This window comes from Exiguobacterium sp. s59 (assembly GCF_018617475.1).
Taxonomy (GTDB): domain Bacteria; phylum Bacillota; class Bacilli; order Exiguobacteriales; family Exiguobacteriaceae; genus Exiguobacterium; species Exiguobacterium aestuarii.
In genome coordinates this window covers 199800-224911 of the sequence record NZ_JACSKG010000001.1, presented here as the reverse complement: position 1 = coordinate 224911, position 25112 = coordinate 199800, and the positions used below count along the sequence as shown (strand labels likewise).

Sequence of the window (25112 nt, the reverse complement as noted above, 5' to 3'; positions counted from 1 at the left end):
TAGGCTGAGCGAGTGCCCAGCGCCAGCCGGAAAATATTAGTTCACAAGTTTTTTATCAAGTTTTTTCTCTGCTACTTTTTTATTAGTTCCATCTAATAGTTCTTTATCACCTTTTAAAGTTACTTCATATGAATACTGACCGCCGCTCTCAGTGATATAAACGACTGCATCATCGTAAGTATTTGCTGTATCAAATGGATCTTTTAATTCTGAGACGTATGAAGAACCATCAGAACCAGTAATCGTACTAGATTCAAAAACTAGCGTATCAGTTCCACCAGAATCAAGTGGATTCGATGCAGTATACAACTTCGCTGCACTTACCATCTGCTTCGCATCGGCAACCATTGCATCCTTCTTCGAGTTCTCAATAATCCCACCAATCGCAACGACTGCGATGGCTGCGATAATTCCTAAAATAACGACGACGACGAGCAACTCGACGAGTGTGAGTCCACGCTCATCTTTTAATTGTTTGGAATCTTGCCAAATCATTTTCAACTTCTCTACCATGATTCATTCTCCCCTTTTGTGTGTTGTGCTGCATGTAAGCTAGATTCATTACGAAAGACCTAAACTAGAAGTAGAACAATTTTACTATACCTTCTAAATTTAGTATTGAAAAGGTATATTTTCAATACTTTGCATATTCATTTTATTGATTTTGAATATCGCCATAGATTTGGAACATCGGGACCACGATGGAGATGACAATCACCCCGACGACACTCGCGAGAACAACGATAAGAAGCGGTTCGATGATGGACTTCAGTCGGTCCGTTGTCGTCTCAACTTCGGTCTCATAAAACTCGGCGACTTCGTTCAACATCGAGTCCAAATCCCCACTCTCTTCCCCGACCGCAATCATCTGTGTCATGAGCGGAGGAAAGTTCGAGTTACGCATGAGCGGCTCGTGGAGCGGGATCCCTTGTGCCATCATTTCACGTGCCTCCGTCAATCCCTTGCGGATAACGCGATTCGACACGATACGTTCCGTGATTTCGATGGCCGTCAAAATCGGGACCGCTGCCTGTAACAAAACGGCTAAACTTCGCGTGAGTAACGCGATTTGCGACTTCGTCACGATTGGTCCAAAAATCGGCATCTTGAGCAACAATCGGTCAATGACGAATCGTTCTCGGTCCCGCTTCAACATCCACGTGAACACAAGCACCCCTAGCACCGCAATCGCGAGTAAGAGCCACCAGAACGCTGCGATAAAGTCCGAAACGGCGACGACAATTCTTGTGATGAGCGGAAGCTCACCGCCAAGTTGCCCGAAGATGCTTGCGAACGTCGGGACGACGTTCACCATCAAGAACGCGACCACGCCGATGGCGACGATTGAGACGACCAACGGATACGTGAGCGCAGAAATGACTTTCCGCTTTACATCATACTGCTTCTGGAGTTGGAGACCGATTTGGTCGAGCGCCTCCTCCAAGTTCCCGCTCGTCTCCCCGGCGAGTGCCATCGAACTAAAGAAGTTCGAAAAGACGCGCGGATGTTTCTTGATCGCCTCAGAGTAGGCAATCCCTTCTTTCAAATCGTCCTCAACCTGACTGAGCGTCTTCTTCAATACTTTCGATTCGGTTTGGACTCTTAGAATCGAAGTCGCACGTACAATGGGTACCCCTGCACGGATCAGCGTCGCAAACTGTCTCACGTACATGATCAGATGTTCAATCTTGACGCGTTCTGGCAGGATGTTGACCTCTTTGTTCAGTCCGGTCGACTCGAGCTCGGACAAGTCCGTCACGAGAATCGATTCTTGTCGTAATTTATCTTTCGCCTCCCGAAGCGAGACGGCCGTGATGCGACCTTTCTTACGCTTCCCGTTCAGGAGCTTGCCTTCATACTGAAATATCGCCATCACTCATCACCTCATCTCTTCTGTCGGGACGGCGTTCGGATTGATGATCCCTTGCCGAACGAGCTGTTCGATCGCGGCATCCATCGACTGCATGCCATGCTGTCGACTCGTCTGGATGACGGTCGGAAGCTGGAACTCTTTTTCATTTCGGATCAAGTTGGCGACAGCCGGGTTCCCTAACATAATCTCCATGGCAGCGACACGACCTTTCGGCACATCGATCCGTGGGAACAATCGTTGACTGACGACGCCAATCAATACGTTCGCAAGTTGCGTCCGAATTTGGTCTTGCTGCTCCGCCGGAAACGCATCGATGATCCGGCTCACGGTCGACATCGCACTCGACGTGTGGAGCGTCGCCATGACGAGGTGCCCCGTCTCGGCTGCTGTCATCGCCGTCGAAATCGTTTCCAAGTCACGCATCTCCCCGAGCAAAATGACGTCCGGATCTTGTCGTAAAGCGGCTCTTAGACCGCTCACGAACTTCATGACGTCCGAACCAATTTCGCGTTGGTCGACGATGCTTTGATCATGTGAATGCAAATACTCGATCGGATCTTCTAACGTGATGATCCGCTTTCGTTGCGTCCGATTGATCTCATGAATCATCGCCGCAAGTGTCGTCGATTTCCCAGAACCGGTCGGCCCTGTCACGAGGATGAGACCATGTGGCTTCTCAATCAATCGCTTCAACACCGTCGGCAAGTTGAGTTCATTTAATGTCGGGATTTCCCCAGAAATCGAACGGAATGCAATCGCAATCGTTCCCCTTTGATAGTAGGCGTTGACACGGAAGCGTGAGACACGCGGCACCCCGAACGAGAAGTCGAGATCACGCTCATGTTCGAGACGTTCACGCATATCATCCGTCATAATTTCTTTTAAAAACCCTTCAAGATGATGAGGCAGCACTTTCTCCTCGCCCATCGTGATCAGACTCCCATCTACCCGAATGATCGGTGGAGAACCCGCCGTCAAATGAATGTCTGAGGCGCGTCGCTCGACCGCATTCGTCAAGATGACTTCAATCGATTGATTAATCATAAGCACTCTCCGTAATGACCGTTCGTAATATTTCTTCCGTCGTCGTCAACCCGGCTGCGACTTTTTCTAATCCGTCAGCCAGTAAGAACGTCGCGCCTTGCGACTTCGCATATTCCACCATCTCAGACTCGGTCGCCTGGTTCATGATCATCCGTCGTAACCCTTCGTTGATTGGAATCACTTCATGAATGGCGAGACGCCCACGATATCCTGTCGAGTTGCACGAGGCGCATCCTTTCCCGCGAACAATTCGGTCAATGTGAATGCCTTCTGCCTCGAAGAGACGTTGCTCACTTTTCGAGACCGGTTCTGCCTGACCACAGTCACGACAGACGCGTCGTACGAGACGCTGCGCGACGAGTCCGGTCGTCGAAGCAGCGACGAGGAACGGTTCAACTCCCATGTCGACGAGACGGGTGATCGAACTAATGGCCGAGTTTGTATGTAGTGTCGATAGGACGAGGTGTCCCGTAAGTGAGGCTCGAATGGCAATCTCGGCTGTTTCGGTGTCTCGAATCTCCCCGACCATGACGATGTTCGGGTCTTGTCGTAAGATCGAACGAAGACCGGATGCAAACGTCAAGCCGACTTTCGAGTTGACCTGAACTTGGTTGATGCCATCTAGCTGATACTCGACCGGATCTTCTACCGTGATGATGTTTTTCGTCTCGTCATTCAACTCTACTAGTGAGGCATAGAGAGTCGACGACTTCCCTGAACCGGTCGGACCGGTGATGAGAATAATGCCGTTTGGACGTTTGAGCATCTCGCGATATGCTTGCTCGTTACGTTCCCCGAACCCTAGTTTCGTCAAATCCGTAAGTCCTTGCGACGAGTCGAGCACTCGAATTACAATCTTCTCCCCGTACATCGTCGGAAGCGTCGACACACGGAAGTCATAGGCGCGATTGCGTAACGTATATTTGATTCGTCCGTCTTGCGGTAAGCGACTTTCCGTGATGTCGAGGTTACTCATCACTTTAAGGCGCGTCAGCATGACACTTTGAATTTTCTTCGGATAAATCGTTTCCGTACGCAAATCTCCATCAATCCGAAAGCGGACATGAAGTTGTTTCTCGTGCGGGTCGAAATGGATATCTGATGCTCGTTGATCGATTGCGCTTAAAAAGATTTGGTTCACGAGGCGAATGATTGGGGCATCGTCCCGATTCATCGTTTCTTGTCGATCCATCTCCGGTGCATCTTCTTTTAAAATCTCGACGAGTGAATGATCCATCTCATAATAACGACTGATTGTCTTTCGAATTTGTTCACGTGTCGAAATGCCAATCTCGATATTCATCCCAGTCTGCAAACGGACGTCATCGATCGCAATCAAATCGAGTGGGTCGGCTGTCGCAATATGAAGCGTGTTTCCAATCAACTGATACGGCATGACGTCATGTTTTTGCGCCAATGCTTTCGGTACGAGCTTCGTCACCGTCACGTTGATATCCTGAGCATACAGCTCGATAATCGGTACATGTAGTTGTTCATGAATCATCTGAATCAATTGCGTTTCGGTAATGTGATTCAACCGAATAAGTGTATCCCCCAGTTTTTCACCAGGCCGTTTTTGTTCGAGCGCCTCATCGAGCTGACTCGTCGTAATGAGTCCCGCCTCGATGAGCATCTCGCCGAGTCTTCGTTTCGTTCGTCTCACGTTACTTCACCATCCTTTGAGGAGCCTCCTCTTGCTCGACTTCCCTCTCTTCGACGAAAGTACTAGCGGTCACTCCACCAATCAATATGACAACGAGTATGAACCACGCCCACCAGGCTTGAGTCAATGACTCCGTCACCATATAGTAAATCCCTGCCGAAAGAAGTGCCGTCCATAAACTGATGAGCAGTTTCGTTTCACGCTTTTTCATCGATGGGACAGACAAGGCGAACAACGTCAATGTGGCCAATACCCAAAAGCCAAGTAAAATCATATAACCAATCATCCGACTGCCTCCTGATCTGCAGGGTCTTCTTCAAATACGGGTGGTTCTTCAAAGTTGTCATCTACTTCATCGTCAAAAATCGGGTCTTCTTCCACCTCTTCATCTGGGAATGTTGGAATGATCGGTTCGACCGGTTCAGGTGGCGGAAGTGGTACCGAGCTCTTCGTCACGATTTCCGGTGTCGGTGCATAAAAATCAAATCCGAGCAATTCCATCATTTCTCCTTCTTCGGTCACTTTGACACGGTACAACTTGCCTGACTGGCCACTTTGCCCGGATTGTGTGACAGAGGAGCTGCCTGATGGTAGTGACGAAGAGAAACGGACGACTTTTTGATAAGGAACCGAAGTCACTTCTTCCACACGTGCCTCGTAAGCCGATTCAAATGGTTGACCTAATAATTGGACGGTCACCGCATTCCCTTCATTCAAAACGAGAATGGCGTATGACGACTCCTCACGGTTTTGGACCGCAAAGTTCGAGCGGGCGTCCACTTTCGTGTCATATCCGAGTTCGACACCAGACGGGAGCGTCTCATGCGGCACACGTTCAAGAATAGCGAACGGCGTGGCAGCGAACATGCGATAAAACGAAGAGCCGAGCGTCGTGAGCGCCTCAAAGTCTTCCCCGAACGATTTGAGGCTAAAGATATCACCTGCTGCCATCTCGAATCCGTTCATTCGATCGAGCGTGGACTGCATCGCCGGAGTCGGGCTCACGGTAAATGAAGCAACGACTTCACTCTCTGCCGCGACTTGTTCCAATGCGACCGTTGACTCAAGCATCGATGCCGCTTCCATCAATGCCGGGGCAATCATCGTCATCGTTACAGGTTGACCATCGAGATATGGTTCGACTTTTGACTCATCGATTGCGGTCAACAGTGGGTATTCACCCTCATCCGTGATGGAATCGAGCGTGTTCGGTACGTCAAACGTCACGACTTCTTTTCCGATCTCAATGGCGGTGCCGTCCATAAGATTGACCGAAAACGGCATCGTGTTGAAATCTTTGATGGCGTTATCGAGACGAACGTCAGCCTCTTCCTTCGTCATTCCCGAAACATCGACGCCCGCGACTGTTGTTTCTGTATATGTAGTACTTGACTCGGCGGACGCATCTAAGTAATTGACGAGTCCGATGGTCGGCAACGTCACGAGTGCGACGAGTCCGATCAGAATGAAAAGATGCATCCCATACCGCTTCATTTAAAAATCCCCCTATGTCTTATATGTCCACTATTCTTTGTATCCGTTCAGTGTGTAACTTTAGTATAATATGTATTGTACAAAAAATAACAATTTATTCATTATTCCATACGTTATTTACCGATTGTTTTACTTTTTTTGAATAGGAGGTCAACGTTTTGTCGCATAACGAAAAAGGTTTTACGCTCGTCGAAGTACTCGTCTCCATCGTCGTTCTCTCGATTGTCTCATTTTCCCTACTTACCATTTTCACTCAAAGTCTGAAGACGACCCACGACAGTCTCAATCAGACGATTGCCAACCAAGTGGCTCAAAACACCTTACATACATTGAACCGTAGGGCCGCAACGATCGAGCAACCGCTCGAATTACGTCAATTGCTGAATCGGGACGGGATCAGTTCGACATGCGATTTTTGTGAAGACACACGGATTCATGGGGATACGTACGTCGCAGCGATTCAATCGTTGTCTACCGTACCCGGGCACACAATCGAGGTCGAAATCTCGGTGACGACCGACCGGCTTCAAACGCCTGTCACCTTGAAAGGAGTCATATCGAATGCGACATTACGCGAACCGTTCCCTGAGACGGCTGTACCGACAACTGACTGATCAAACAAAACGTGAAGACGGCTTCACGCTCGTTGAGTTACTCGTCACGGTCGTCGTCGCATCGATTTTAAGCGGGGTCATCATCACGGCCTTCATTACAGGAACGCTCGGCTTTCAGATGACGAACGAAACGAGTGAACTTCGGAGTGAGGCGGATTATTTGATCGCATCGGTCCTCTCTGACGTGAACCGAACTGAATTTGACGCGGTGACGGAAGTCGATGGGACATTCCAATTTTATCGTTTGTCCACGCCAGGCATCTCCGATGCCGGAATGATTTACCGAGAGGCTGGATACGTCCCGAGCGAGTTGGTGCTGTCACCCGATTCATTCACTCCGTCTAATCCCCAAATCATTGTGGAACGGATGACCATTGAATTGAAGGACCCTATCTTTGACCCAAGACGCCCGACATATATGACTGGAGGATTGATTGAAATCGAGATGGACTTGAGTCAGACGAATGACCCAGATTCGGTGACCACGTTCGAAAGTTCGATCCCATTTTAAGAAAAGGAGGTATCTTGATGCGAAAATGTGAAGACGGTTACGTCCTCGTGCTTGTGCTCGTAACGATGGCAGCTCTAGCTGTTCTGTCACTAGCTGCCATGCAAGTCAACTTGGCGACAAACAAACTGACGGTCATCCGAACGGAAGACACACAATTGAATGAAGATGCGAAAAGTGCACTTCGACTCATTGCCGATGAGATTCGGACTCAATTCCCGCTTCATGGCGATATGGAGGTCCCAGCTCATATGGAGTCCGAAACAGCTTTTAATAGCAAAGTGCAATCTCTCATTGTCGACGATGAACCATTCACCGCATTGACGACAGATAGTGAAGTTCGCTACTCGATCGAACTGAAGCGAGATGCAACCGAAACTGCGGTACAGACGGCACCATTCACCACCATCTTGCAAGTGAACGTCACGGCGTCTCGACAAGTGAATCCGGAACAGCCTGAGCTTTCGGTCGAATATACACAAGACCTGTATTTGACGGCACTCCCGTCCTTCCTATACTACGTCCTCGGGTCTGACGAACAGTTAGACGTGAACGGTATGCCGACGATTCAAGGAAATATCTATTCAGGTGGTCCCCTCGCTTTCATGCGTCAAGCGAACTTCCAATTGGATGGTGTGGCGAAGCAGATTGAAAATGTCGATTCCAGTCGCCTTCACTTGAATGGCCGAATCGATTTAGTCGAATTGAGCGATTGCTTGAGTTGCCAGCAAGAGAACTACTTCACGGTAGGTACGGAACAAGCTGGCGAAAAGGCGGACGCCGGGGTATCCCCGAGTCGTTTCTCTCTATTCCAATACGACTACTCGATCATCGAATTTTTAAATCGACGACTCGACACACCGCTCGCCTACACCAACAATGTCGACTCAAAAATCTTTGGAGAAGGTCTGATTCGCTCGACCAATCAAGTATTCGAACTCGAAAAGGTTTTATCGGAAGATGGGACCTCGATTATCGAACGCCCGACTTCGTATTTACGGGCGGATGCTTATAACGCACTCACTGACCCGACCATCGTGACATTACCAGATGCCATTTCGGATCGTGCTATGTATGTCACGGAATCCATCACCGAGTCGAATGCCCCTCTTCTTTTCGAGGGGGATGTCGTCATTGAATCACTTGAGAAGTTGACGATTGCACGGCCACTGATTGTACGTGGTGACTTGACCATTAAAGGAGACGTCTCCTTCAGTTCGACGGTCTACACGCTCGGCGATACGTTCATCGACCGTGCCAATATTCTTCCGATTGATGCAGACAAAGGGAACTCGCTCATTCTCTTATCTAAAGGGAAAATCCTGTTGAACCGAATCAACGAGTTTGACGACACACCGACGACGCTCCAGGCATTCATGTATAGTGACTCGAACGAACCGACCTATGTGTATGCGGTCGGATCCATTCTCGAGGTCAACGGAGGTCTGTACAGTAAAGGTCCACTCGAAGTGAACGTCTTCCGCGGGACGTTTAACGGAGGGGAAGGCGTAAGCCCAGCTGAGAACTTCGATCGTCAAGTTCCGGCTCACGAGGCCGAAAAGTCTCGCTTAAAACTGACGTATAACGATTCCGTGTTTAATCAACTCGAAACATTACCGATCACGAATCAGCTGCAATTCTTCGTCAGTCACCCCGTTCAATTGAAATGAATTCAAAAAATCGGCTTCCTCTCTGGTTGAGAAGAAGCCGATTTTTTTAGTTCCTCATCTTTAGAATGAGGTCCGAGTTGTAGTCTTTGGCCGTCTGTTCCATTTTCTTCGTCCATTGCGCGCCGTTGTCGAGAAGCAGCTGCGTCAACTCGACCTGATTATGACGGACCGGCTGCAATAACACCGATTCGGTATCTTGAATCGTATAGCCTTGCCCGAGGAGTTCTTTGACCGCATCGAGGTTCAACGAGTCGACCGCAATCCCAAGAAGTCGTTCGTCTTCAACGTAACGCATCGCCAGCTTCCATTGATCCGGACTGCCGTTCGCACTGAACAATGGTGCGATGACGGGCATCCCTTCCACTTCTTCGAATGGGTCAAGTCCTTGCTCGAAGTATGCTTCAATTACGTCTAGGGGTGCAATCGTCACTGCTGTGGCGAATTGATCAGCTGTCGGGACAACTTTTTGATTTTCTAAAACAAATCGGACGGCCTCCCATTCCTCTCTTGCCTGTAAATCTGTCAATTCTTCCTCTGTCATCGAAGAGCGTTGACTCACTTCTTTTACTAAATTCTCACCGGATAACTGCGAGAGCTCGGCTTGAGATTGACTCCAGTACAGGAACCATCCCAATCCGATGAGGAGAATCAATCCGGTGATGCCAATCATCATTCGCTTGCGATTCATCATTCGCCAACTTTCTGCCATTCACTTAATAACGGTCATCATCCTGTCCTGAGGCATTCGTTTGGATGATACGTACATAAAACGTGTCCTTCACGGTTTCAAACGGTTTTCCAGTCGGAAGCGTCGTGTAGACTTCCACTTTCGCCACACCCGGCTTCACTGGAATCAACTCTTTTCCTGATCCACTCACTTGAACATATTCTTCGCCGGATACAATCTCCATGCGATAGTCACGCCAAGTCGAAGTCGTAGGCCAGTACTCAAGGAGCGGTGGTCGTGGTGCCGTCCCTTCCCCAATATTGATCGTCATATCTTTTGACATCAATTGGTTCGGGTATTCGTTGACGCGGACAACCGATGTGTTAGAACGAATGTTTCGTAACGCATTGTCATCGAATGTCGTCTGAATCGGAATGTCTGTCACGACACCATTATTTCCGTAGCCATGGTTGGCACGTAATTCATATCCTGTCGCACTTTGTGTCACCGTCAGAGCGGTTTGGATGGACCCGATTCGTTCAAACGGAATGGATACGGTTGGTGTTGAGGTCACTAGAATCGAGGCGACTTCATTCACGCGTTGTTCTTCGTTTAAACTATCCCATACCCAAAGGTCGAGTTGGCTCGGCGTTTGAATCAAGGATGGCGCCTTGACTTGGATGGTAAAGACGGTGCTCGGTGTAGCGATATTCAATCCACCGAAGAGGTCACCGACATCCACAGTCGCCTTAAATTGAGTCGTACCCGGTTTCAGTCCGATGATGTTCAAGTTATTTCCAACTTGTTCAAACTTCACACTATCCCCAGATTCGACGACATAGCGAACCGACTTGTATTGGGCCGTTTCGGGCATAACTTTTGGTGTGACGGTAGTCTTTTGACCGACATATAGCTCTGTCGACGGGATAGTGAGTTGCTCAGGCGGACTGATGACATTGACTTTCGACTCTGCTACGACAAGGGGTTTCTTATCGCCCGGATCGATTGTCAAGCGCAGTTTCGCAGTTCCTGTTTTCAAACCGGTCACAATCGCATTATTTCCTTGGGTGACGAGTCTCGCGACACCGTTCGCATCAATGATTTCCCACTTCAAGCTACTCCACTTCGGGTTCGTAAAGGTGTTGCCTTTCGCATCCGTGATGGTCGGACTCACAATCTGCTGTGCCCCGATTTGTAAGGTGACGTCAGGAATTTTCGCTTCGTACGCATACGGCGCCCCGATATTGATCAGCAAGTCTGGGAATGAGGATTGAACCGTCAGTTCTTTATCCCAGTCATTGTGCTTATCTAAAATGTGATCTTGCTTCTTCGAATACTCAATCAACGTCGTTAATTGGTTATCCGCTTTTTTCAATTGGATGAGTGAAGCAGAAGGCTCGATGGCTCGAACGACTACTTCAAACTTCACGGTTCGATTTCCACTATCGTTCGGGAGGAAAATGTTCGTGTTCCCGTTTCTTTCATAGTACAAGTCTGGTTTCAGCTGTAACTTGATTTCATTCGGGTTCGTGACAGGATATTCGTTTCCGTTTGCATCACGAATCGCCACCACTTCGAGTTGGCTTGGTAGTTTTTCTGTGAAGGTCGTTAAATCAACTCGTATAAACTTATCTCCCAACTGATTCGGTAATCGGTCGAAACGTTCCGGATATTGAACCTGATATTGAATTGTCCCCGTTTCATACAAGTTGATGGTCGACGGATTTATCGAACGAGACACTTGAATCAAGTCGGAAACATTCTCCGCACGCTTGACGTTGATAGTGAACGTGTCGATTACCTTCGCATTCCGTTGATCGGACGTCTCGATTTTCACTTCAATCGGTCGGTCTGCGACCACATCCGCTGCCGGAATCGTAAACTCTTTGACTTCATAGTTGCGTAAGCTTTCGAATGTGACCTGCTTCCCATTAAACGTGATTGTTGAATTGAGAAACAAATCTTGGAAGTCATAATCGCTTGGCCGCCACATCAATTTAACGTCTTGTCCAGCAGTCACTTCAACAGTCCCAGCTTTTAAATCAGCAGAGGTATAAAACCGGTTTGAATCACTGACGGACTCGATCACGTTGTAAGGTTTATGATTCGCTCCGATAAAAGCGCGATACATCGTATTGATGAAGATTTTCTTCTCATCTTCTACTGAGAACTTGTTCGTGTGCCCTGCACCGGAGTAGGTAAAGTTGTTTTTTGTATACGTGTAGTAATGGTTGCTTGCATCTCCGTATACACGATTTCCACCAGTTGAATACAGGTTGTACCAAGGCGTCACATCCGGATCGTTCAAATCGAGTGTGAAATATTGGTTATGGGTATTTGAGATATTTTTTACTGCATCATCCAGACGATACGGATAAGATGTAAAAATCCCATCCTGTACCTTGACTGCCTTATTGGTTGTTTCAGGAGCACCAAATCCCATGTTCGTGTACATTTTTTGCCCTGAGATATTCAGTGAAGGGTTGGCATTCACGAATTGACGTTCCCACTCGGAAGTAGGTGAGGATGAACTATTCGTACGGAAAATCGTATCGTGCGTCAACATGACGCCTTGTCCTGTTTCACTGAAACGTTTGACTTTGGCAGTAGCCGCGGCGTTCATACTTCCATAAACGTTGTACGAATCCTGGAACCCAAAAATCAGCATATCGTAGTCGTTTTTGAGTAATGCCTGGTCATAAGTCCCACCCTCAAACTGACTCGTTGTACCGTCCGTTAAATTGAACTCATAATTCCCAGCTGGGTCTACTAACATGTTAGATAAATAGCTTGAAATTCTTCCGTTCGTACCAGACCCAGCTGTGAGCTGCAAAATGTTCGCTTTCACTTTTTCATCGAGGTAGAGAATACTCCCCTTACGGTAGTCTGCTCGACCCGTCAATGAATCCTTGACGACGAGCATCCAGTTTTTCGGTCCGCTAAACGTCGGACGCGATAATGTGAAATTAAGCGTTCCCGATTCTTTCGCCTGTTGCTCAATGACTTTTTCATCCGCATCAAATCGGTCATTGTGATCGTAATCGATATACAATTCTACAAATGCTGAAGAAGTTGGTAGTTGCGATAACGTATAGGCGAAGTTAATCGGATAACGGACGCCATCTTTTATTTGAATCGTCTGATTGCTAATGGACTGATTGTTATACGTCACTTCAGTTGATTTGAATCTCGGGCGAGAAACAGTGAGTTGATTCAACTGCTGTGCCATCTCACGATCGACATTCTGTTGATCATTTTGATTAAAGATTTTCACGTTTGTATAATCATGTTGATAGGATGCCAAACGCTTCAACTGTGCATCACCATTTGCAGCATCTTCATGCATAAAAAGGGGCAAACCAACACGGATAACCGTATTGAAAAGCTCCGTCGCCTTCAGTTCGGTCAAATCATTCAATTGATTCGTCGTGTCATGATTTTTCGAGTTGACAACAAGCGTCCCATTTTTATATTTCTCAGTTAATAGACTACTCCCAATCATGACCGCATCGAATGCACCCGTCATCGGGAAACGGGATGCATTAAATTGTTTAATTGTCATGAACTGCGCATTCACTTTCGCAGCACTTAAATTCAGTGAATCACGATACGTTTTCACAGCGTTATTGTATTCAGTCACTGTAAGTACTTTCGAAGAAGTAAAAGCATCACGTAGAATCAATACGTTTAATATGGGTTGATTGGTCTCCGCAACTGCTCTCTGTGGAATAATGGATATGATTAATACGAGAACCGCTATGTATTGCATGAGTTTACGCAATGTATAGTCCTCCCTATTTTTAGTCTTCACTACTAATTATCCCACCCACTTGAAAAAATATACATCTATTTCTTTGACATCAGGTAAGTGTTTTAACTTAGAAAACGTCTTACTTCACTAATGAAATACAGAGACCCAGTCACAATCAACGTTTCACTCGTCGGTGCTCCCATCCAATCGTTGAGCCACTCTCGCCATTCGACAAAGCGCGCTCCATCTTCTATTAATCGTTCTTTCGTTCTCGCACGTGGAAAGTCGAACGTCGTCTCATATACGTCGCCAATCCTTTGAAGCGCATCAATCATCGTATCGCGGTCTTTGTCTTCTAAAATGGCTGTCAGCACCGTCACGTCTGTCTCGTGTTTGGCTTGCAGAACTAATGCCTCGATGCCTTCCGGATTATGCGCCCCGTCCAAAATCACCCGTGGTCGTTTGGAGACGAGTTCATATCGCCCCGGATGTTGCGCCCGCTCAAGACCCGACCGAATCGCCTCTTCCTTCCAACCGAGATGACGAGCTACCGCGACGGCACATGCCCCGTTATAAGCTTGATGATGACCCGTCAACCCGAGTACGACATGTGGCATTCCCTCATACGTCACGACTGTCTCAGCACCGTCCTCGATCTCTGTCACAAGCGTTCGTACGTCATGAATGGAAGCACCCATGTCGTCTCCTTTTTGTAGCAACAGCTCGACCAAATTCTCCTCACTGATACTATGGAACATCGGCACGTCACGTTTCATGATGCCGAATTTTTCAAGCGCAATCTCTTCCAGCGTATCGCCAAGAATCCCTTGATGGTCATGTCCGATCGATGTCACCACCGTCGCGAGCGGATGTGCCAACACGTTCGTCGAGTCCAGTCGTCCCCCGAGACCGACTTCCCAAATGATCACATCAGGACGTGTGTCATCAAAATAGCACCATGCCATCATCGTCAATAGCTCGAATTCCGTCAATGTCTCGGGCGCCTTGTCCGCACACGCTTTGACTCGGTGCGCAACGTCGACAAGCGCATCTTCGTGAATCGGTTCTCCGTTCAACATGATCCGTTCCTCGAACTGAATAATATAAGGAGACGTGAACGTCCCGACGGATAAACCATTCTCCATCGCCATCGCCCTTAAAAACGCAACGGTCGACCCTTTTCCGTTCGTGCCCGCTACATGAATAGATGGACGTTCTTCTAACCTTAACTGCTCAATCATCCAACTCATCCGCTCAAGACCTGGCTTGATCCCGAAGCGAAGCTGCCCACTCAACCAATCGAATACATCTTGTCTCGTCTTCATCTTCCACTCTCCTACTGTTTACACTTCTATTTCATCTTATCAAAATTCACGACAGCCGTTATGGAAAACAGTCTGTGCTATACTCGAAGCGAAGAAGGAGGCATGCGCCATGACAACTGACTGGAACTTCGAGGCGACGTACCTCGAATTACGTGACATCTTTTACGACCGTGGTCCCATCCATCCGGTCGACAATCCGACACTCGTCTTGTTTAACGATACATTAGCCGCTACACTCGGGCTTGATGCGCAAAGACTCAAACAAGATACCGATTTACTTGCCGGCAATCGTCAAACGGAGACATCGTTCTCTCAAGCATACGCCGGACATCAATTCGGTAATTTGACGATGCTCGGGGACGGTCGTGCCCTCATGCTCGGGGAACACGTGACTCCGAACGGGAAACGTGTCGATGTCCAGCTGAAAGGTTCTGGACCGACGGAATACTCTAGAGGGGGCGACGGTCGGGCCGCACTCGGTCCGATGGTACGAGAGTTTATCATCAGCGAGGCGATGCACGCGCTCGGCATCCCGACGAACCGGGCACTCGCCGTCGTTCAGACGGGAGAAGCGATCATGCGACAAGGTCCAAAGCACGGAGCCATCCTGACCCGGGTCGCCTCGAGTCACCTGCGTGTCGGAACGTTCCAATTTGCGGCTGGCGCTGGTTCCATCGATGACGTCATCGCACTCACGGAATATGCGATCAAACGACATGACCCAGACCTAATCGATGCACCCGATCGCTACGAACAGTTCCTCGGACGCGTCGTCGAAAGACAGGCGAGACTCATCGCCAACTGGCAACTCGTCGGGTTCATTCATGGGGTGATGAATACGGACAATATGTTCATCAGCGGAGAGGGTCTCGATTACGGACCTTGCGCGTTCATGGATACGTATCACCCGGAGACCGTCTTCAGCTCGATTGACCGGGAAGGACGCTATGCCTACGGAAATCAACCGTACATCGGGTCTTGGAATCTCGCCCGACTTGCGGAGACATTGCTGCCGCTTCTTGGTGAGACGAAAGAAGAGGCAGTCGATGTGGCGAACAAGCAACTCACCCGCTATACCGAACTGTATAAAGAGGCATACTTTACCGGTCTTGCACATAAGATCGGGCTCTACGTCCGAAAAGACGGTGACGATGCGATCGCGGATGAATTGCTCCGCTTGATGATGGAGACGGAGGCCGATTACACGAATACGTTCCGCGCGTTGACGCTCGGTGAAATCGAGTCGCTTCCATTCGCTACTCGAGATGATGGGAAGGCATGGCTCGACGCTTGGCAGAAACGCCTGAGCGAGCAAGGTCTTCCGAATGAGGACGTAGGTCGAATCATGCGTCAATATAACCCGTCCGTTATTCCACGTAATCATCATGTCGAAAAAGCCATCCAAGCAGCAGAACGAGGCGACTTCGGCCCGACCGAGGCGCTACTCGAGATTTTGCGTGACCCTTATAACGACGACCAACCGGCTGAGTACGTGTCGGCAGGTCCACCGCGGACGTATCCGTATCAAACGTTTTGTGGCACATGAACCATTTCGCATTCGCGGGATGGTTTTTTTGAAACATATTCCAATCTTCGAACGTAAGATAAGGTATCACAAAATGGAGGTATCCATACATGCGCTTACTCACCTCGCTCGTCTCGTTAGGGTTTGCTTGTTTACTCGCACTCGAACTTTGGCAAGCCCCATACTTAAGCAATATCGTTTGGGCGATGCCCGTCTTTTTCTTGAGCGTGTCGTTCGTCCAGTACATGAAACATCTGAATGAGTCGGAATGGAGTGATACAAAATGAAATGGCTCATTCCGCTCATGATCCTCATCACCGCTTCAGCATCTTATGTAGTTTATAGTCTTTATTTAACTTTAGTCGGCCAACCGATTCAGCCACATTTGACCGGTTTGGCAATCGGTGCACTCTTCACGTCTTCGTACTACATCACAACGGGTCGCTTGCCATTTTGGAGTGAGGAGGAAGAAGCATGAAACGCATCTATATCGCTCTTTTGGTTATTGGTGTGGCTCTATATTCCACGTATATCATCCATCTATTTCGAATCGGTTTCACCACCCCACTGTATACTCAACTCCCGATGCTATTGGGGATTGGAGTCATCGTCTGGTGGCTCGTACAAACAAGACCCGAACGTCGCACTTGACGCTCGGGTGTTCGCATTATTCCGATTCGCGGAAAGGAAACGATCCTGATGAAGGTTCGGGTAAAGAATCGACCAGCTTCAACAACTCCGCTTCCGAGATATTTCCCGTTACGATAATCAATTTACCTTGTGATAAGTAATATAAGCCGTTCCCATATGATTGCTCCATCACATATGGTTTTGGCTGATCCGACACCTCCCCTTCGATTTCAGTGAAATCGTCCGTCGCAATGATACTGATGAGGCGTGTTTCATCGTATAACGTCCAAAGCGTCACGGGCCAATCGTTACCTGAATAGTCAGAGCTGATCACTTCCATCTCTTTGACTGGAAGATCTAATCCATGAGTAGACGCACTGGACGTCTCCGGTATCCCGAAGCGTTGCATCCCGCGTTGCGCCCATCCCTTCTTACCATCATGAATGAATACGCCAAACGGGTTTTCACGGTCAGGGACGGTCATCGCAACTAATCCGATTCCCCCGACCATCGTCTCCGTTAAAATGTGATCCTTCGACAACTGTCCTGTCGAGCCATCTTCATATTGTAGGGTGATTTGTGACAAGACCGCTTCCGAGACCCGTTCTGTGCCTGGTGGTACTTCGGCAATCATCGTCCCTGTCACTGCTACGTCGGGAAATTGCGATTCATCAATCACTTCTACTTTCTCTACTTTTTCCACATCAATCGTCTCCACAGACTTCGTCTCTTTTAGAGTCATACACCCCGCTAGTCCCAATGTAAGAACACATAATAACGCGATTCGCTTCATCTCATATCCCCTTTTCCATCTCTACCTCTCCAAATTCTACCAGAACACAAAAAAACCTTCTTCAGAGAATCGATCTCCATCGAAGGGAACTTTATAATAGCTTCCAGATTGCGTAGAACGCTTCATCAAAGACCTTTATTCATTTTCATAGAAGGGATTTATAGTAACCTGTTCCCGTGCCCTCAAACCCCATCTTTTTGTAGAACTCATGAGATTCCACTCGTCGGTTTCCTGTATTGACAGCTATTTTCTTAATATCGTGTTGATATGCCCACTCTTGAACGTGATTCACTAATGTAGCTCCAACCCCGTTTTTTCGACGGAATGACTTCACAACTAGAGCAATGATTCGTAAGTAGGGCTCATCTTTTTCGTATGACAGTCCTCTAAAGCATCCAATCATCCCCACAATCTCTTGACCATCCACGGCTACAAATGTGTGATAATTTGAATCTTTTAGGATGTTCATAAAACGTGTTGCCATCTGTTCTTCTGTAGTCGGATATCCTAACTCCCCCATTAATTCTGCCAGTACAGCTATATCCCGATGTTCAGCAGTTCGAATTCGAACAATCGTTTCTTGTTGATTGAACATGATGATTCCCCCTTTCCATTATTTCACTAGTCTACCTATTCAAGAATCAAAAACAAAACCCCTTCTCTAGAGAAAGAATCTCTAAAGAAGGGGTTCATCATCATTACTTACGCAACTCTTCCAAACGGGCGCGGACCGCGTCACGCTTGTCGAGGTAATCTTTTTCTTTTGCTTTTTCTTCGTCGATGACGTGAGCCGGTGCCTTGGCGATGAAGCCTTGGTTTCCGAGTTTCTTCTGCACGCGCTCGACTTCTTTCTCATACTTCGCCACTTCTTTTTCAAGACGTGCGATTTCTTCTTCGAAGTTGATGAGGTCTGCGAGCGGGATGAAGAGCTCAGCACCCGTCATGATCGCTGACATCGACTTGTCCGGAGCCGTGAGACCACGTCCGATTTCAAGCTCTGTCGCGTTCGTGAACTTGCCGATTGTCATTTCGTTCGCGCTCAAGTAACCTTGTGTCGCATCGTCGCTCGTCGAGATGAAGAGCTGGATCGGTTTTGACATCGGTGCATTCACTTCGGCACGGATGTTACGAACCGAGCGGATGACGTTCATCACAGCTTCAAACGCTGGAACCGAATCTGCGAAGTGAAGGTCGTCACGACGCGTCGGGTAGCTTGCACGAACGATTGAATCGCCTTCGTGCGGCAAGTGTTGCCAGATTTCTTCTGTGAGGAACGGCATGAACGGATGCATGAGACGCATGATCGAATCGAGCGTATGTGCGAGGACCGAACGTGTCGTGTGCTTCGCTGCTTCGTCCTCACCGTAGAGCGTGAGTTTCGCCATCTCGATGTACCAGTTACAGAACTCTTCCCAGATGAAGTTGTACAGGTAACGACCTGCTTCACCGAACTCGTACTTGTCGACGAGGCGTGTCACTTGATCAATTGTGTCGTTCAAGCGTGTCAAGATCCACTTGTCCGCAAGCGTCTTCTCGCCCGTGAGGTCGATGTCTTCGACTTTGAGTCCGTCCATGTTCATGAGTGCGAAACGGCTTGCGTTCCAAATCTTGTTCGAGAAGTTCCATGTCGACTCGATCTTCTCCCAATAGAAACGAAGGTCGTTCCCTGGTGTCGACCCCGTGAGGAGGAACCAACGGAGGGAATCCGCTCCGTACTGGTCGATGACTTCCATCGGGTCAACGCCGTTACCGAGAGATTTCGACATCTTGCGTCCTTCCGAGTCACGGATGAGACCGTGGATGAGAACATCGTTGAACGGTTGCTTCCCTGTGAACTCGAGTGATTGGAAAATCATACGTGATACCCAGAAGAAGATGATGTCGTATCCCGTGACGAGTGCGCTCGTTGGGAAGTAACGGTTGAAGTCTGGTGCGTCCGTATCCGGCCAGCCCATCGTTGAGAACGGCCAGAGTGCTGACGAGAACCATGTGTCGAGAACGTCTTCGTCTTGTGTCCAGTTCTCACTGTCCGCTGGCGCCTCTTTCCCTACATATACTTCTCCTGTCTCGTTATGGTACCAAGCCGGGATACGGTGGCCCCACCAAAGTTGACGGCTGATACACCAGTCGCGGATGTTCTCCATCCAACGAAGGTATGTGCCTTCGAAGCGTTCTGGGACGAAGTTGACTTTCGTGTCGGCGTTTCCTTGTGCTTCAAGTGCCGCTTTTGAGAGTGGCTCCATGTCAACGAACCATTGTTTCGAAAGATATGGCTCGATGACCGCGCCTGAACGTTCTGAGTGACCGACCGAGTGCGTGTGCGGCTCAATCTTCACAAGTGTGCCGTCTGCCTCTAGGTCTTTGACGAGTTGCTTCCGGCATTCGAAGCGGTCGAGCCCTTCGTACTTGCCAGCGTTCTCGTTCATCTTCCCGCCTTCGTCCATGACGAGGATGCGTGGAAGCTCGTGACGGTTCCCGATTTCAAAGTCGTTCGGGTCGTGTGCTGGCGTGATCTTCACGCAACCTGTACCGAACTCCATGTCGACGTAGTCGTCCGCAACGATCGGAATCTCGCGGTTCATGACCGGAAGCATGATCGTCTTGCCGATGAGGTGCGCGTAACGCTCGTCTTTCGGGTTCACGGCAACCGCTGTATCGCCGAGCATCGTCTCTGGACGTGTCGTAGCGATCTCGATGTGACCTGAGCCGTCAGCGAGTGGGTATTTCATGTGATAGAACGCACCCTCGACTTCTTGGTAAATAACCTCGATATCCGAAACGGCCGTCTTTTGTGCCGGGTCCCAGTTGACGATGTATTCGCCGCGGTAGATCAAGCCTTTTTCATATAAACGAACGAATACTTCTTGAACGGCTTTTGAGAGCCCTTCGTCGAGTGTGAAACGCTCACGTGAGTAGTCGAGGCCAAGACCGAGTTTTGACCATTGGTCGCGGATCGTCTTCGCGTACTCGTCTTTCCACTCCCACGTCTTCTCGAGGAACTTCTCACGTCCGAGGTCGTAGCGCATGATGCCTTCTTCACGGAGCTTTTGTTCGACTTTCGCTTGTGTCGCGATGCCGGCATGGTCCATCCCTGGGAGCCAGAGTACGTCATATCCTTGCATGCGCTTGAGGCGTGTCAATAAATCTTGGAGCGTCGTGTCCCAAGCGTGACCGAGGTGAAGTTTCCCCGTAACGTTCGGTGGTGGGATGACGATCGTGTACGGTTGTTTCGAATCGTCCTCATCTGCTTTAAATACATCGTTTTCTAACCAGTAGTCGTACCATTTTGACTCCGTCGCACTTGGGTCGTACTTCGTCGGCATGGTAATTTCATTTGTCTCATGGGCCATGTGTGGCGCCTCCTCTATATGTTAATGAACACAAAAACGGCTTCTCTCGTCCTATACGCTAAGGACGAAAGAAGCCGTGATCTTCCGCGGTACCACCTTAGTTCGCCAACAAAGTGGCGCACTCAAAATCGAATAACGGTCGATGGACCGAACTTTCCTACTCCATTCAGAAAGTCAGCTCCGAGGCGACTTCCGCGTCCATCCCTCGCAACCTTTCACCAAGCGGTCGCGTCTCTAAAAGGAATGAATGATGCGTACTACTCCTCATCAAAGCCATTCATCGTATCTGTTAGATAATTGTAGCGACAGAAACGTCAGCAGTCAAGATTAGAGCGAAAACTCTTCTTGAAGCTCTTTAAAAGTCGCTTCGACCGCTGCGATCGTCTTCTCGATATCCTCATCCGTATGAGCCGTCGAGAGGAACAATCCTTCGAACTGTGACGGTGGCAAGAATACGCCGCGCGCAGCCATCTTCTGATAGTACGAACGGAACATCTCGAGGTTCGCTGATTTCGCTTTCTCGAAGTTCGTCACTTTCTCGTTCGTGAAGAAGAAACCGAACATCGAGCCGGCACGGTTCGTGTCGTGCGGGATGTTGTATGTCTCACCGGCCTGCGTGAATCCTTCCGCGAGACGGTCTGCTTTACGCTCAAACTCCGCGTAATGCTCAGGCTTCAGTTGCGAGAGCGTCGTGTAACCGGCAATCATCGCGAGCGGGTTACCCGAGAGCGTCCCTGCTTGATAGATCGGACCTTGCGGCGCAATCTGTTCCATGATTTCGCGTTTCCCTCCGTAAGCACCGACCGGAAGTCCGCCGCCGATGACCTTACCGAGACATGTGAGGTCCGGTGTGACACCGAAGTATCCTTGGGCACAGTTATATCCGACACGGAAGCCCGTCATGACCTCATCAAAGATAAGGAGCGCACCGTTTTGTTCCGTGATCTCACGAAGTCCTTCGAGGAACCCTGGTTGTGGTGGCACGAAGCCCATGTTTCCTGCTGCTGGTTCGACGATAACGCCGGCGAGATCGTCGCCGTATTTCTCAAACGCGACACGGACCGCGTCCAAGTCATTGTAAGGCACCGTGAGTGTATGGCTCGCGAGCTCTTTCGGTACACCTGGTGAGTCTGGGAGACCAAGTGTCGCGACACCAGATCCTGCTTTGATGAGAAGCGAGTCCCCGTGTCCGTGATAACATCCTTCGAACTTCAAGATCTTCGTCTTCCCTGTATAGCCTCGTGCGAGGCGAAGTGCCGCCATCGTCGCTTCCGTACCCGAGTTGACCATGCGAACCATCTCGATCGATGGGACGCGGTCGATGACGAGTTCTGCCATCTTCGTCTCAAGCTCGGTCGGCGTCCCGAACGTCCAACCTTTTTCAGCTTGTTCTTGAATCGCCTTCGTGACGACAGGGTCACGGTGACCGAGGATGAGCGGTCCCCATGAGAGGACGTAATCGATATACTCGTTGCCGTCGATGTCGTAGACGCGTGAACCTTCACCACGTTCTGCGAAAATTGGCGTCATGCCGACCGATTTATAGGCACGGACCGGACTGTTGACACCGCCTGGCATGAGCGGGCGGGCTTGTTCGAACGCTTCTTGTGAGCGCGTTTGGTTGTATGTCATGCGTAGTCTCCTTCCAAATAGCGACAGACGTCTTTTGCGAAATACGTGACGATGAGATCGGCACCGGCACGTTTGAATCCGACCATCGTCTCCATGACGATGCGTTCTTCGTCGACCCAGTCATTGAGTGACGCAGCTTTAATCATCGCGTACTCTCCGCTCACGTTATACGCCACGATCGGCATATCGAGTGAGTCGCGCATGTCACGGATGATGTCCATGAATGCGAGAGCCGGTTTGACGATCATGAAGTCGGCACCTTGCTCCACGTCCGATTGTGACTCGCGGAACGCCTCGCGACGGTTCGCAGGATCCATCTGATAACCTTTACGGTCGCCTTCACCTGGAGCCGATTGGGCTGCGTCACGGAACGGTCCGTAATAAGCAGACGCATATTTGACCCCGTAGCTCATGATTGGGATATGGCTGAATCCGTTTTGGTCGAGACCTTCACGGATGGCTGCGACGAATCCGTCCATCATCGAGCTCGGTGCGATGATATCGGCACCCGCTTGTGCTTGCGTGATCGCCGTCTGAACGTGAAGTGGAAGCGACGCGTCGTTATCGACGTCCCCGTCCTTCACAAGGCCACAGTGACCAGTCGATGTGTATTCACAAAGGCACGTATCGGCGATGACCGTGAGCTGTGGCGCCCACTCTTTCACTTTACGGATTGCTTCTTGGACGATGCCGTGGTCATGATACGCTTCACTGCCTTCTGGGTCTTTATGTTCCGGTACACCGAACAAGAGGACAGATTGAAGACCGAGGTCGACAATTTCTTTGATCTCTTCTTCGAGTCGGTCAAGCGAATAATTAAAGACGCCCGGCATCGAGCTGACTTCACGTTTAATGTTTGTCCCTTCAATGATGAAGAGCGGGTAAATCAAATCTTCTTTCCGAACATGATTTTCACGTACGAGGGCACGCATCGACTTCGATGAGCGAAGACGACGGTGACGGTCAAACTGGTTCATGAAAAATCCTCCCCTACACACTGTATTAATGCATCCATAGTATAACATTCTGGCACTCGTACCGGTAATGACGACACTTGTCGGATGGCACGTTCGGTCACTTCGCCGATGGCATACCACGTCCCTTTGAAGCGGGACAAGTGTGGTATGAGCGCCTCGACGGCCGACGGGCTCAAGACGAGCAGTGCCTTCACGGTCTCGAGTTGTTGCTTTTGCGCCGGTGTCAATGGCACCGAAATCGTCTCGTAGACGACCCAGTCCTCCACGTGAGAGAGCATCGTCATGTGCGACGTATTCGCCAAATTACCACGCGCGAACAAGACGGTCTCGTCAGGCGACACGACGTTACGCAACTGTTGAAAGAGCGCCTCGCCCGTATACGTCTCCGGCATGAGCGAGACGGTAAACCCTTCCGCTTCAAGCGCCCGTTTCGTCTTCTCTCCGACAGCAGCGACTTTGACGTCACGCGCCAGATTCCGAAGCGCGGGTACCGCGTTTTGACTCGTGACGACGAGCCAGTCGAATCGTTCCACGGGCGGCGGTGCGTGCGTCTCTCTCGTCTGAATGAGCGGGACATGATGAACGGAAAGACCGCTCGCCTCGAGCATTGCCCGTTGCGAAGCGGTCATTCGTTTCGTTCCCGTGTACCAGACGTCACTCATTGACCGAGGCGAGGATTTCACGCCCGCCACGTCCGAGCAAATCTTCTGCGACGTCTTGGCCGAGTGCGACGCCGTCCGTTGACGTTTTCGTCACACGAAGCACTTCTTTCCCGTCTACTGACGCGATGAGGCCCGTGAGCGTCACTTCGTCACCTTCGACCGTCGCATAACCGCCGACCGGTACGTGACAGCTTCCTTCGATCGCTTTTAAGAAGGTCCGTTCCGCCGTCGCGGCTTTCGCCGTCACGTCATCATGCAACAACTGAAGCACGGCTGTCACTTCCGCATCGTCTTTACGGCTCTCGATGGCGAGTACACCCTGTCCGACAGCGGGAATCATGACATCTGGGTCAAGCGCTTCGAAGTCGACGCGGTCTGTCCAACCCATGCGTTCGAGCCCGGCTTTCGCGAGCAAGATGGCGTTGTAGTTCTCTGAGTCCAACTTCTTCAGACGCGTGTCGATGTTTCCACGAATCCATTGAATCTCAAGGTCAGGACGTGCCGCTAAAATTTGTGCCCCGCGACGGAGTGAGCTCGTACCGACGATCGAACCTTTCGGAAGTGTCTCGAACGTGTAGCCGTTCTCACAGATGAGGACGTCACGTGCGTCGACACGTTTCGGCATACAGCTGATATAGAGCTCTTCCGGGAGTTCAGCCGGAACGTCTTTCATGCTGTGTACGGCGAAGTCAATATCCCCGTCGAGCATCTGTTGTTGAATCTCTTTGACGAATAGACCTTTCCCACCGACTTTTGACAATTGCACGTCAACGATTTGGTCGCCTTTCGTCACGATTTCTTTAATCTCGAACTCGTTTTGTGCTCCGGCTTGTTTCAATTGCTCGATGACCCATTTCGTTTGAGTCATGGCGAGTTGGGAACGGCGTGAGCCGACGATAATTTTTCGCATGTTGAGTCTCTCCTTCATAGAAAA

23 protein-coding genes and 1 other annotated feature are annotated in these 25112 nt (G+C 49.6%); of the genes, 7 read left to right on the top strand and 16 right to left on the bottom strand.

What is annotated here, in order from left to right:
* Positions 1-36: 36 nt before the first annotated feature.
* The 6 genes from KNO91_RS01165 to KNO91_RS01140 all read right to left on the bottom strand — a co-directional run bounded on the left by KNO91_RS01165 (position 37) and on the right by KNO91_RS01140 (position 6074).
* Positions 37-513, bottom strand: coding sequence for a prepilin-type N-terminal cleavage/methylation domain-containing protein (locus tag KNO91_RS01165; RefSeq protein ID WP_214815738.1), 477 nt, complete (start codon positions 511-513; stop codon positions 37-39).
* Between the two features lie 142 nt (positions 514-655).
* Positions 656-1873 (bottom strand): type II secretion system F family protein, encoded by a 1218-nt coding sequence (locus KNO91_RS01160; RefSeq protein ID WP_214815735.1) that lies wholly within the window; start codon positions 1871-1873, stop codon positions 656-658.
* Positions 1874-1879: 6 nt separating this feature from the next.
* Positions 1880-2917 carry a type IV pilus twitching motility protein PilT gene (locus tag KNO91_RS01155; RefSeq protein WP_214794326.1) on the bottom strand — a complete coding sequence of 346 codons (1038 nt, stop codon included), beginning with the start codon at positions 2915-2917 and terminating at the stop codon, positions 1880-1882.
* Positions 2910-4580, bottom strand: coding sequence for a GspE/PulE family protein (locus tag KNO91_RS01150; RefSeq protein ID WP_214794328.1), 1671 nt, complete (start codon positions 4578-4580; stop codon positions 2910-2912). The genes KNO91_RS01155 and KNO91_RS01150 overlap by 8 nt, the downstream gene beginning before the upstream one ends.
* A 1-nt stretch (position 4581) precedes the next feature.
* Positions 4582-4866, bottom strand: coding sequence for a hypothetical protein (locus KNO91_RS01145; protein WP_214794330.1), 285 nt, complete (start codon positions 4864-4866; stop codon positions 4582-4584).
* Complete coding sequence (locus KNO91_RS01140) at positions 4863-6074, bottom strand: G5 domain-containing protein (protein ID WP_214815732.1); 1212 nt, start codon at positions 6072-6074, stop codon at positions 4863-4865. Before KNO91_RS01140 ends, KNO91_RS01145 begins: the two co-directional genes overlap by 4 nt.
* A 158-nt stretch (positions 6075-6232) precedes the next feature.
* On the opposite strand from KNO91_RS01140, the gene KNO91_RS01135 reads away from it, so the two are divergent.
* The 3 genes from KNO91_RS01135 to KNO91_RS01125 are packed head-to-tail and all read left to right on the top strand — an operon-like array spanning position 6233 to position 8866.
* Complete coding sequence (locus tag KNO91_RS01135) at positions 6233-6688, top strand: prepilin-type N-terminal cleavage/methylation domain-containing protein (RefSeq protein WP_214760535.1); 456 nt, start codon at positions 6233-6235, stop codon at positions 6686-6688.
* The gene (locus tag KNO91_RS01130; protein WP_214815729.1) at positions 6636-7199 is read left to right on the top strand and encodes a prepilin-type N-terminal cleavage/methylation domain-containing protein; all 564 of its coding nucleotides are present in this window, start codon (positions 6636-6638) and stop codon (positions 7197-7199) included. The genes KNO91_RS01135 and KNO91_RS01130 overlap by 53 nt, the downstream gene beginning before the upstream one ends.
* A gap of 17 nt (positions 7200-7216) precedes the next feature.
* A complete protein-coding gene (locus KNO91_RS01125; RefSeq protein WP_214815726.1) occupies positions 7217-8866 on the top strand; it encodes a hypothetical protein in 1650 nt (549 codons plus the stop codon).
* Positions 8867-8912: 46 nt separating this feature from the next.
* Here the strand turns inward: KNO91_RS01125 and KNO91_RS01120 are convergent, their stop codons facing one another.
* The 3 genes from KNO91_RS01120 to KNO91_RS01110 form a co-directional block, all read right to left on the bottom strand.
* Positions 8913-9575: a hypothetical protein gene (locus tag KNO91_RS01120; RefSeq protein ID WP_214815723.1), complete on the bottom strand. Its 663-nt coding sequence runs from the start codon at positions 9573-9575 to the stop codon at positions 8913-8915.
* 4 nt (positions 9576-9579) lie between these two features.
* On the bottom strand, positions 9580-13314 hold the full coding sequence (locus tag KNO91_RS01115; RefSeq protein WP_251126501.1) for a DUF5057 domain-containing protein: 3735 nt from the start codon (positions 13312-13314) through the stop codon (positions 9580-9582).
* 92 nt (positions 13315-13406) lie between these two features.
* Positions 13407-14609, bottom strand: a complete 1203-nt coding sequence (locus KNO91_RS01110; RefSeq protein ID WP_214815720.1) for a bifunctional folylpolyglutamate synthase/dihydrofolate synthase — start codon at positions 14607-14609, stop codon at positions 13407-13409.
* Positions 14610-14718: 109 nt separating this feature from the next.
* On the opposite strand from KNO91_RS01110, the gene KNO91_RS01105 reads away from it, so the two are divergent.
* The 4 genes from KNO91_RS01105 to KNO91_RS01090 all read left to right on the top strand — a co-directional run bounded on the left by KNO91_RS01105 (position 14719) and on the right by KNO91_RS01090 (position 16785).
* Positions 14719-16155 carry a protein adenylyltransferase SelO gene (locus KNO91_RS01105; protein WP_214815717.1) on the top strand — a complete coding sequence of 479 codons (1437 nt, stop codon included), beginning with the start codon at positions 14719-14721 and terminating at the stop codon, positions 16153-16155.
* Positions 16156-16244: 89 nt separating this feature from the next.
* The gene (locus KNO91_RS01100; RefSeq protein WP_158024788.1) at positions 16245-16421 is read left to right on the top strand and encodes a hypothetical protein; all 177 of its coding nucleotides are present in this window, start codon (positions 16245-16247) and stop codon (positions 16419-16421) included.
* A complete protein-coding gene (locus KNO91_RS01095; protein WP_214815713.1) occupies positions 16418-16612 on the top strand; it encodes a hypothetical protein in 195 nt (64 codons plus the stop codon). Before KNO91_RS01100 ends, KNO91_RS01095 begins: the two co-directional genes overlap by 4 nt.
* Positions 16609-16785, top strand: a complete 177-nt coding sequence (locus KNO91_RS01090) for a hypothetical protein (protein WP_214815710.1) — start codon at positions 16609-16611, stop codon at positions 16783-16785. The genes KNO91_RS01095 and KNO91_RS01090 overlap by 4 nt, the downstream gene beginning before the upstream one ends.
* Positions 16786-16801: 16 nt before the next feature.
* Here the strand turns inward: KNO91_RS01090 and KNO91_RS01085 are convergent, their stop codons facing one another.
* The 7 genes from KNO91_RS01085 to hemC form a co-directional block, all read right to left on the bottom strand.
* Positions 16802-17557 (bottom strand): hypothetical protein, encoded by a 756-nt coding sequence (locus tag KNO91_RS01085; RefSeq protein ID WP_214815707.1) that lies wholly within the window; start codon positions 17555-17557, stop codon positions 16802-16804.
* A gap of 145 nt (positions 17558-17702) precedes the next feature.
* Positions 17703-18152, bottom strand: a complete 450-nt coding sequence (locus KNO91_RS01080; RefSeq protein ID WP_214815705.1) for a GNAT family N-acetyltransferase — start codon at positions 18150-18152, stop codon at positions 17703-17705.
* A gap of 103 nt (positions 18153-18255) precedes the next feature.
* Entirely contained in the window at positions 18256-20907 is a 2652-nt protein-coding gene (locus tag KNO91_RS01075) for a valine--tRNA ligase (protein ID WP_214815702.1), read from the bottom strand.
* A gap of 57 nt (positions 20908-20964) precedes the next feature.
* Positions 20965-21187, bottom strand: a binding site (T-box leader).
* A gap of 47 nt (positions 21188-21234) precedes the next feature.
* Entirely contained in the window at positions 21235-22539 is a 1305-nt protein-coding gene (gene hemL, locus KNO91_RS01070; RefSeq protein WP_214815699.1) for a glutamate-1-semialdehyde 2,1-aminomutase, read from the bottom strand.
* Entirely contained in the window at positions 22536-23516 is a 981-nt protein-coding gene (gene hemB, locus KNO91_RS01065; RefSeq protein ID WP_015881120.1) for a porphobilinogen synthase, read from the bottom strand. Before hemB ends, hemL begins: the two co-directional genes overlap by 4 nt.
* Positions 23513-24178, bottom strand: a complete 666-nt coding sequence (locus KNO91_RS01060; RefSeq protein WP_251126500.1) for a uroporphyrinogen-III synthase — start codon at positions 24176-24178, stop codon at positions 23513-23515. Before KNO91_RS01060 ends, hemB begins: the two co-directional genes overlap by 4 nt.
* On the bottom strand, positions 24171-25088 hold the full coding sequence (gene hemC / locus KNO91_RS01055) for a hydroxymethylbilane synthase (RefSeq protein WP_214815696.1): 918 nt from the start codon (positions 25086-25088) through the stop codon (positions 24171-24173). The genes KNO91_RS01060 and hemC overlap by 8 nt, the downstream gene beginning before the upstream one ends.
* Positions 25089-25112 lie beyond the last annotated feature (24 nt).

Excerpts from the sequence above, each read along its gene's own strand:
- KNO91_RS01100 (WP_158024788.1), top strand. The coding sequence starts at position 16,245 with ATGCGCTTACTCACCTCGCTCGTCTCGTTAGGGTTTGCTTGTTTACTC.
- KNO91_RS01075 (WP_214815702.1), bottom strand. The coding sequence starts at position 20,907 with ATGGCCCATGAGACAAATGAAATTACCATGCCGACGAAGTACGACCCA.
- KNO91_RS01105 (WP_214815717.1), top strand. The coding sequence starts at position 14,719 with ATGACAACTGACTGGAACTTCGAGGCGACGTACCTCGAATTACGTGAC.
- KNO91_RS01160 (WP_214815735.1), bottom strand. The coding sequence starts at position 1,873 with ATGGCGATATTTCAGTATGAAGGCAAGCTCCTGAACGGGAAGCGTAAG.
- KNO91_RS01080 (WP_214815705.1), bottom strand. The coding sequence starts at position 18,152 with ATGTTCAATCAACAAGAAACGATTGTTCGAATTCGAACTGCTGAACAT.
- KNO91_RS01140 (WP_214815732.1), bottom strand. The coding sequence starts at position 6,074 with ATGAAGCGGTATGGGATGCATCTTTTCATTCTGATCGGACTCGTCGCA.
- KNO91_RS01155 (WP_214794326.1), bottom strand. The coding sequence starts at position 2,917 with ATGATTAATCAATCGATTGAAGTCATCTTGACGAATGCGGTCGAGCGA.
- KNO91_RS01060 (WP_251126500.1), bottom strand. The coding sequence starts at position 24,178 with ATGAGTGACGTCTGGTACACGGGAACGAAACGAATGACCGCTTCGCAA.
- KNO91_RS01110 (WP_214815720.1), bottom strand. The coding sequence starts at position 14,609 with ATGAAGACGAGACAAGATGTATTCGATTGGTTGAGTGGGCAGCTTCGC.
- KNO91_RS01130 (WP_214815729.1), top strand. The coding sequence starts at position 6,636 with ATGCGACATTACGCGAACCGTTCCCTGAGACGGCTGTACCGACAACTG.
- KNO91_RS01095 (WP_214815713.1), top strand. The coding sequence starts at position 16,418 with ATGAAATGGCTCATTCCGCTCATGATCCTCATCACCGCTTCAGCATCT.
- KNO91_RS01085 (WP_214815707.1), bottom strand. The coding sequence starts at position 17,557 with ATGAAGCGAATCGCGTTATTATGTGTTCTTACATTGGGACTAGCGGGG.
- KNO91_RS01125 (WP_214815726.1), top strand. The coding sequence starts at position 7,217 with ATGCGAAAATGTGAAGACGGTTACGTCCTCGTGCTTGTGCTCGTAACG.
- KNO91_RS01165 (WP_214815738.1), bottom strand. The coding sequence starts at position 513 with ATGGTAGAGAAGTTGAAAATGATTTGGCAAGATTCCAAACAATTAAAA.
- KNO91_RS01120 (WP_214815723.1), bottom strand. The coding sequence starts at position 9,575 with ATGGCAGAAAGTTGGCGAATGATGAATCGCAAGCGAATGATGATTGGC.
- hemB (WP_015881120.1), bottom strand. The coding sequence starts at position 23,516 with ATGAACCAGTTTGACCGTCACCGTCGTCTTCGCTCATCGAAGTCGATG.
- hemL (WP_214815699.1), bottom strand. The coding sequence starts at position 22,539 with ATGACATACAACCAAACGCGCTCACAAGAAGCGTTCGAACAAGCCCGC.
- KNO91_RS01145 (WP_214794330.1), bottom strand. The coding sequence starts at position 4,866 with ATGATTGGTTATATGATTTTACTTGGCTTTTGGGTATTGGCCACATTG.
- KNO91_RS01090 (WP_214815710.1), top strand. The coding sequence starts at position 16,609 with ATGAAACGCATCTATATCGCTCTTTTGGTTATTGGTGTGGCTCTATAT.
- hemC (WP_214815696.1), bottom strand. The coding sequence starts at position 25,088 with ATGCGAAAAATTATCGTCGGCTCACGCCGTTCCCAACTCGCCATGACT.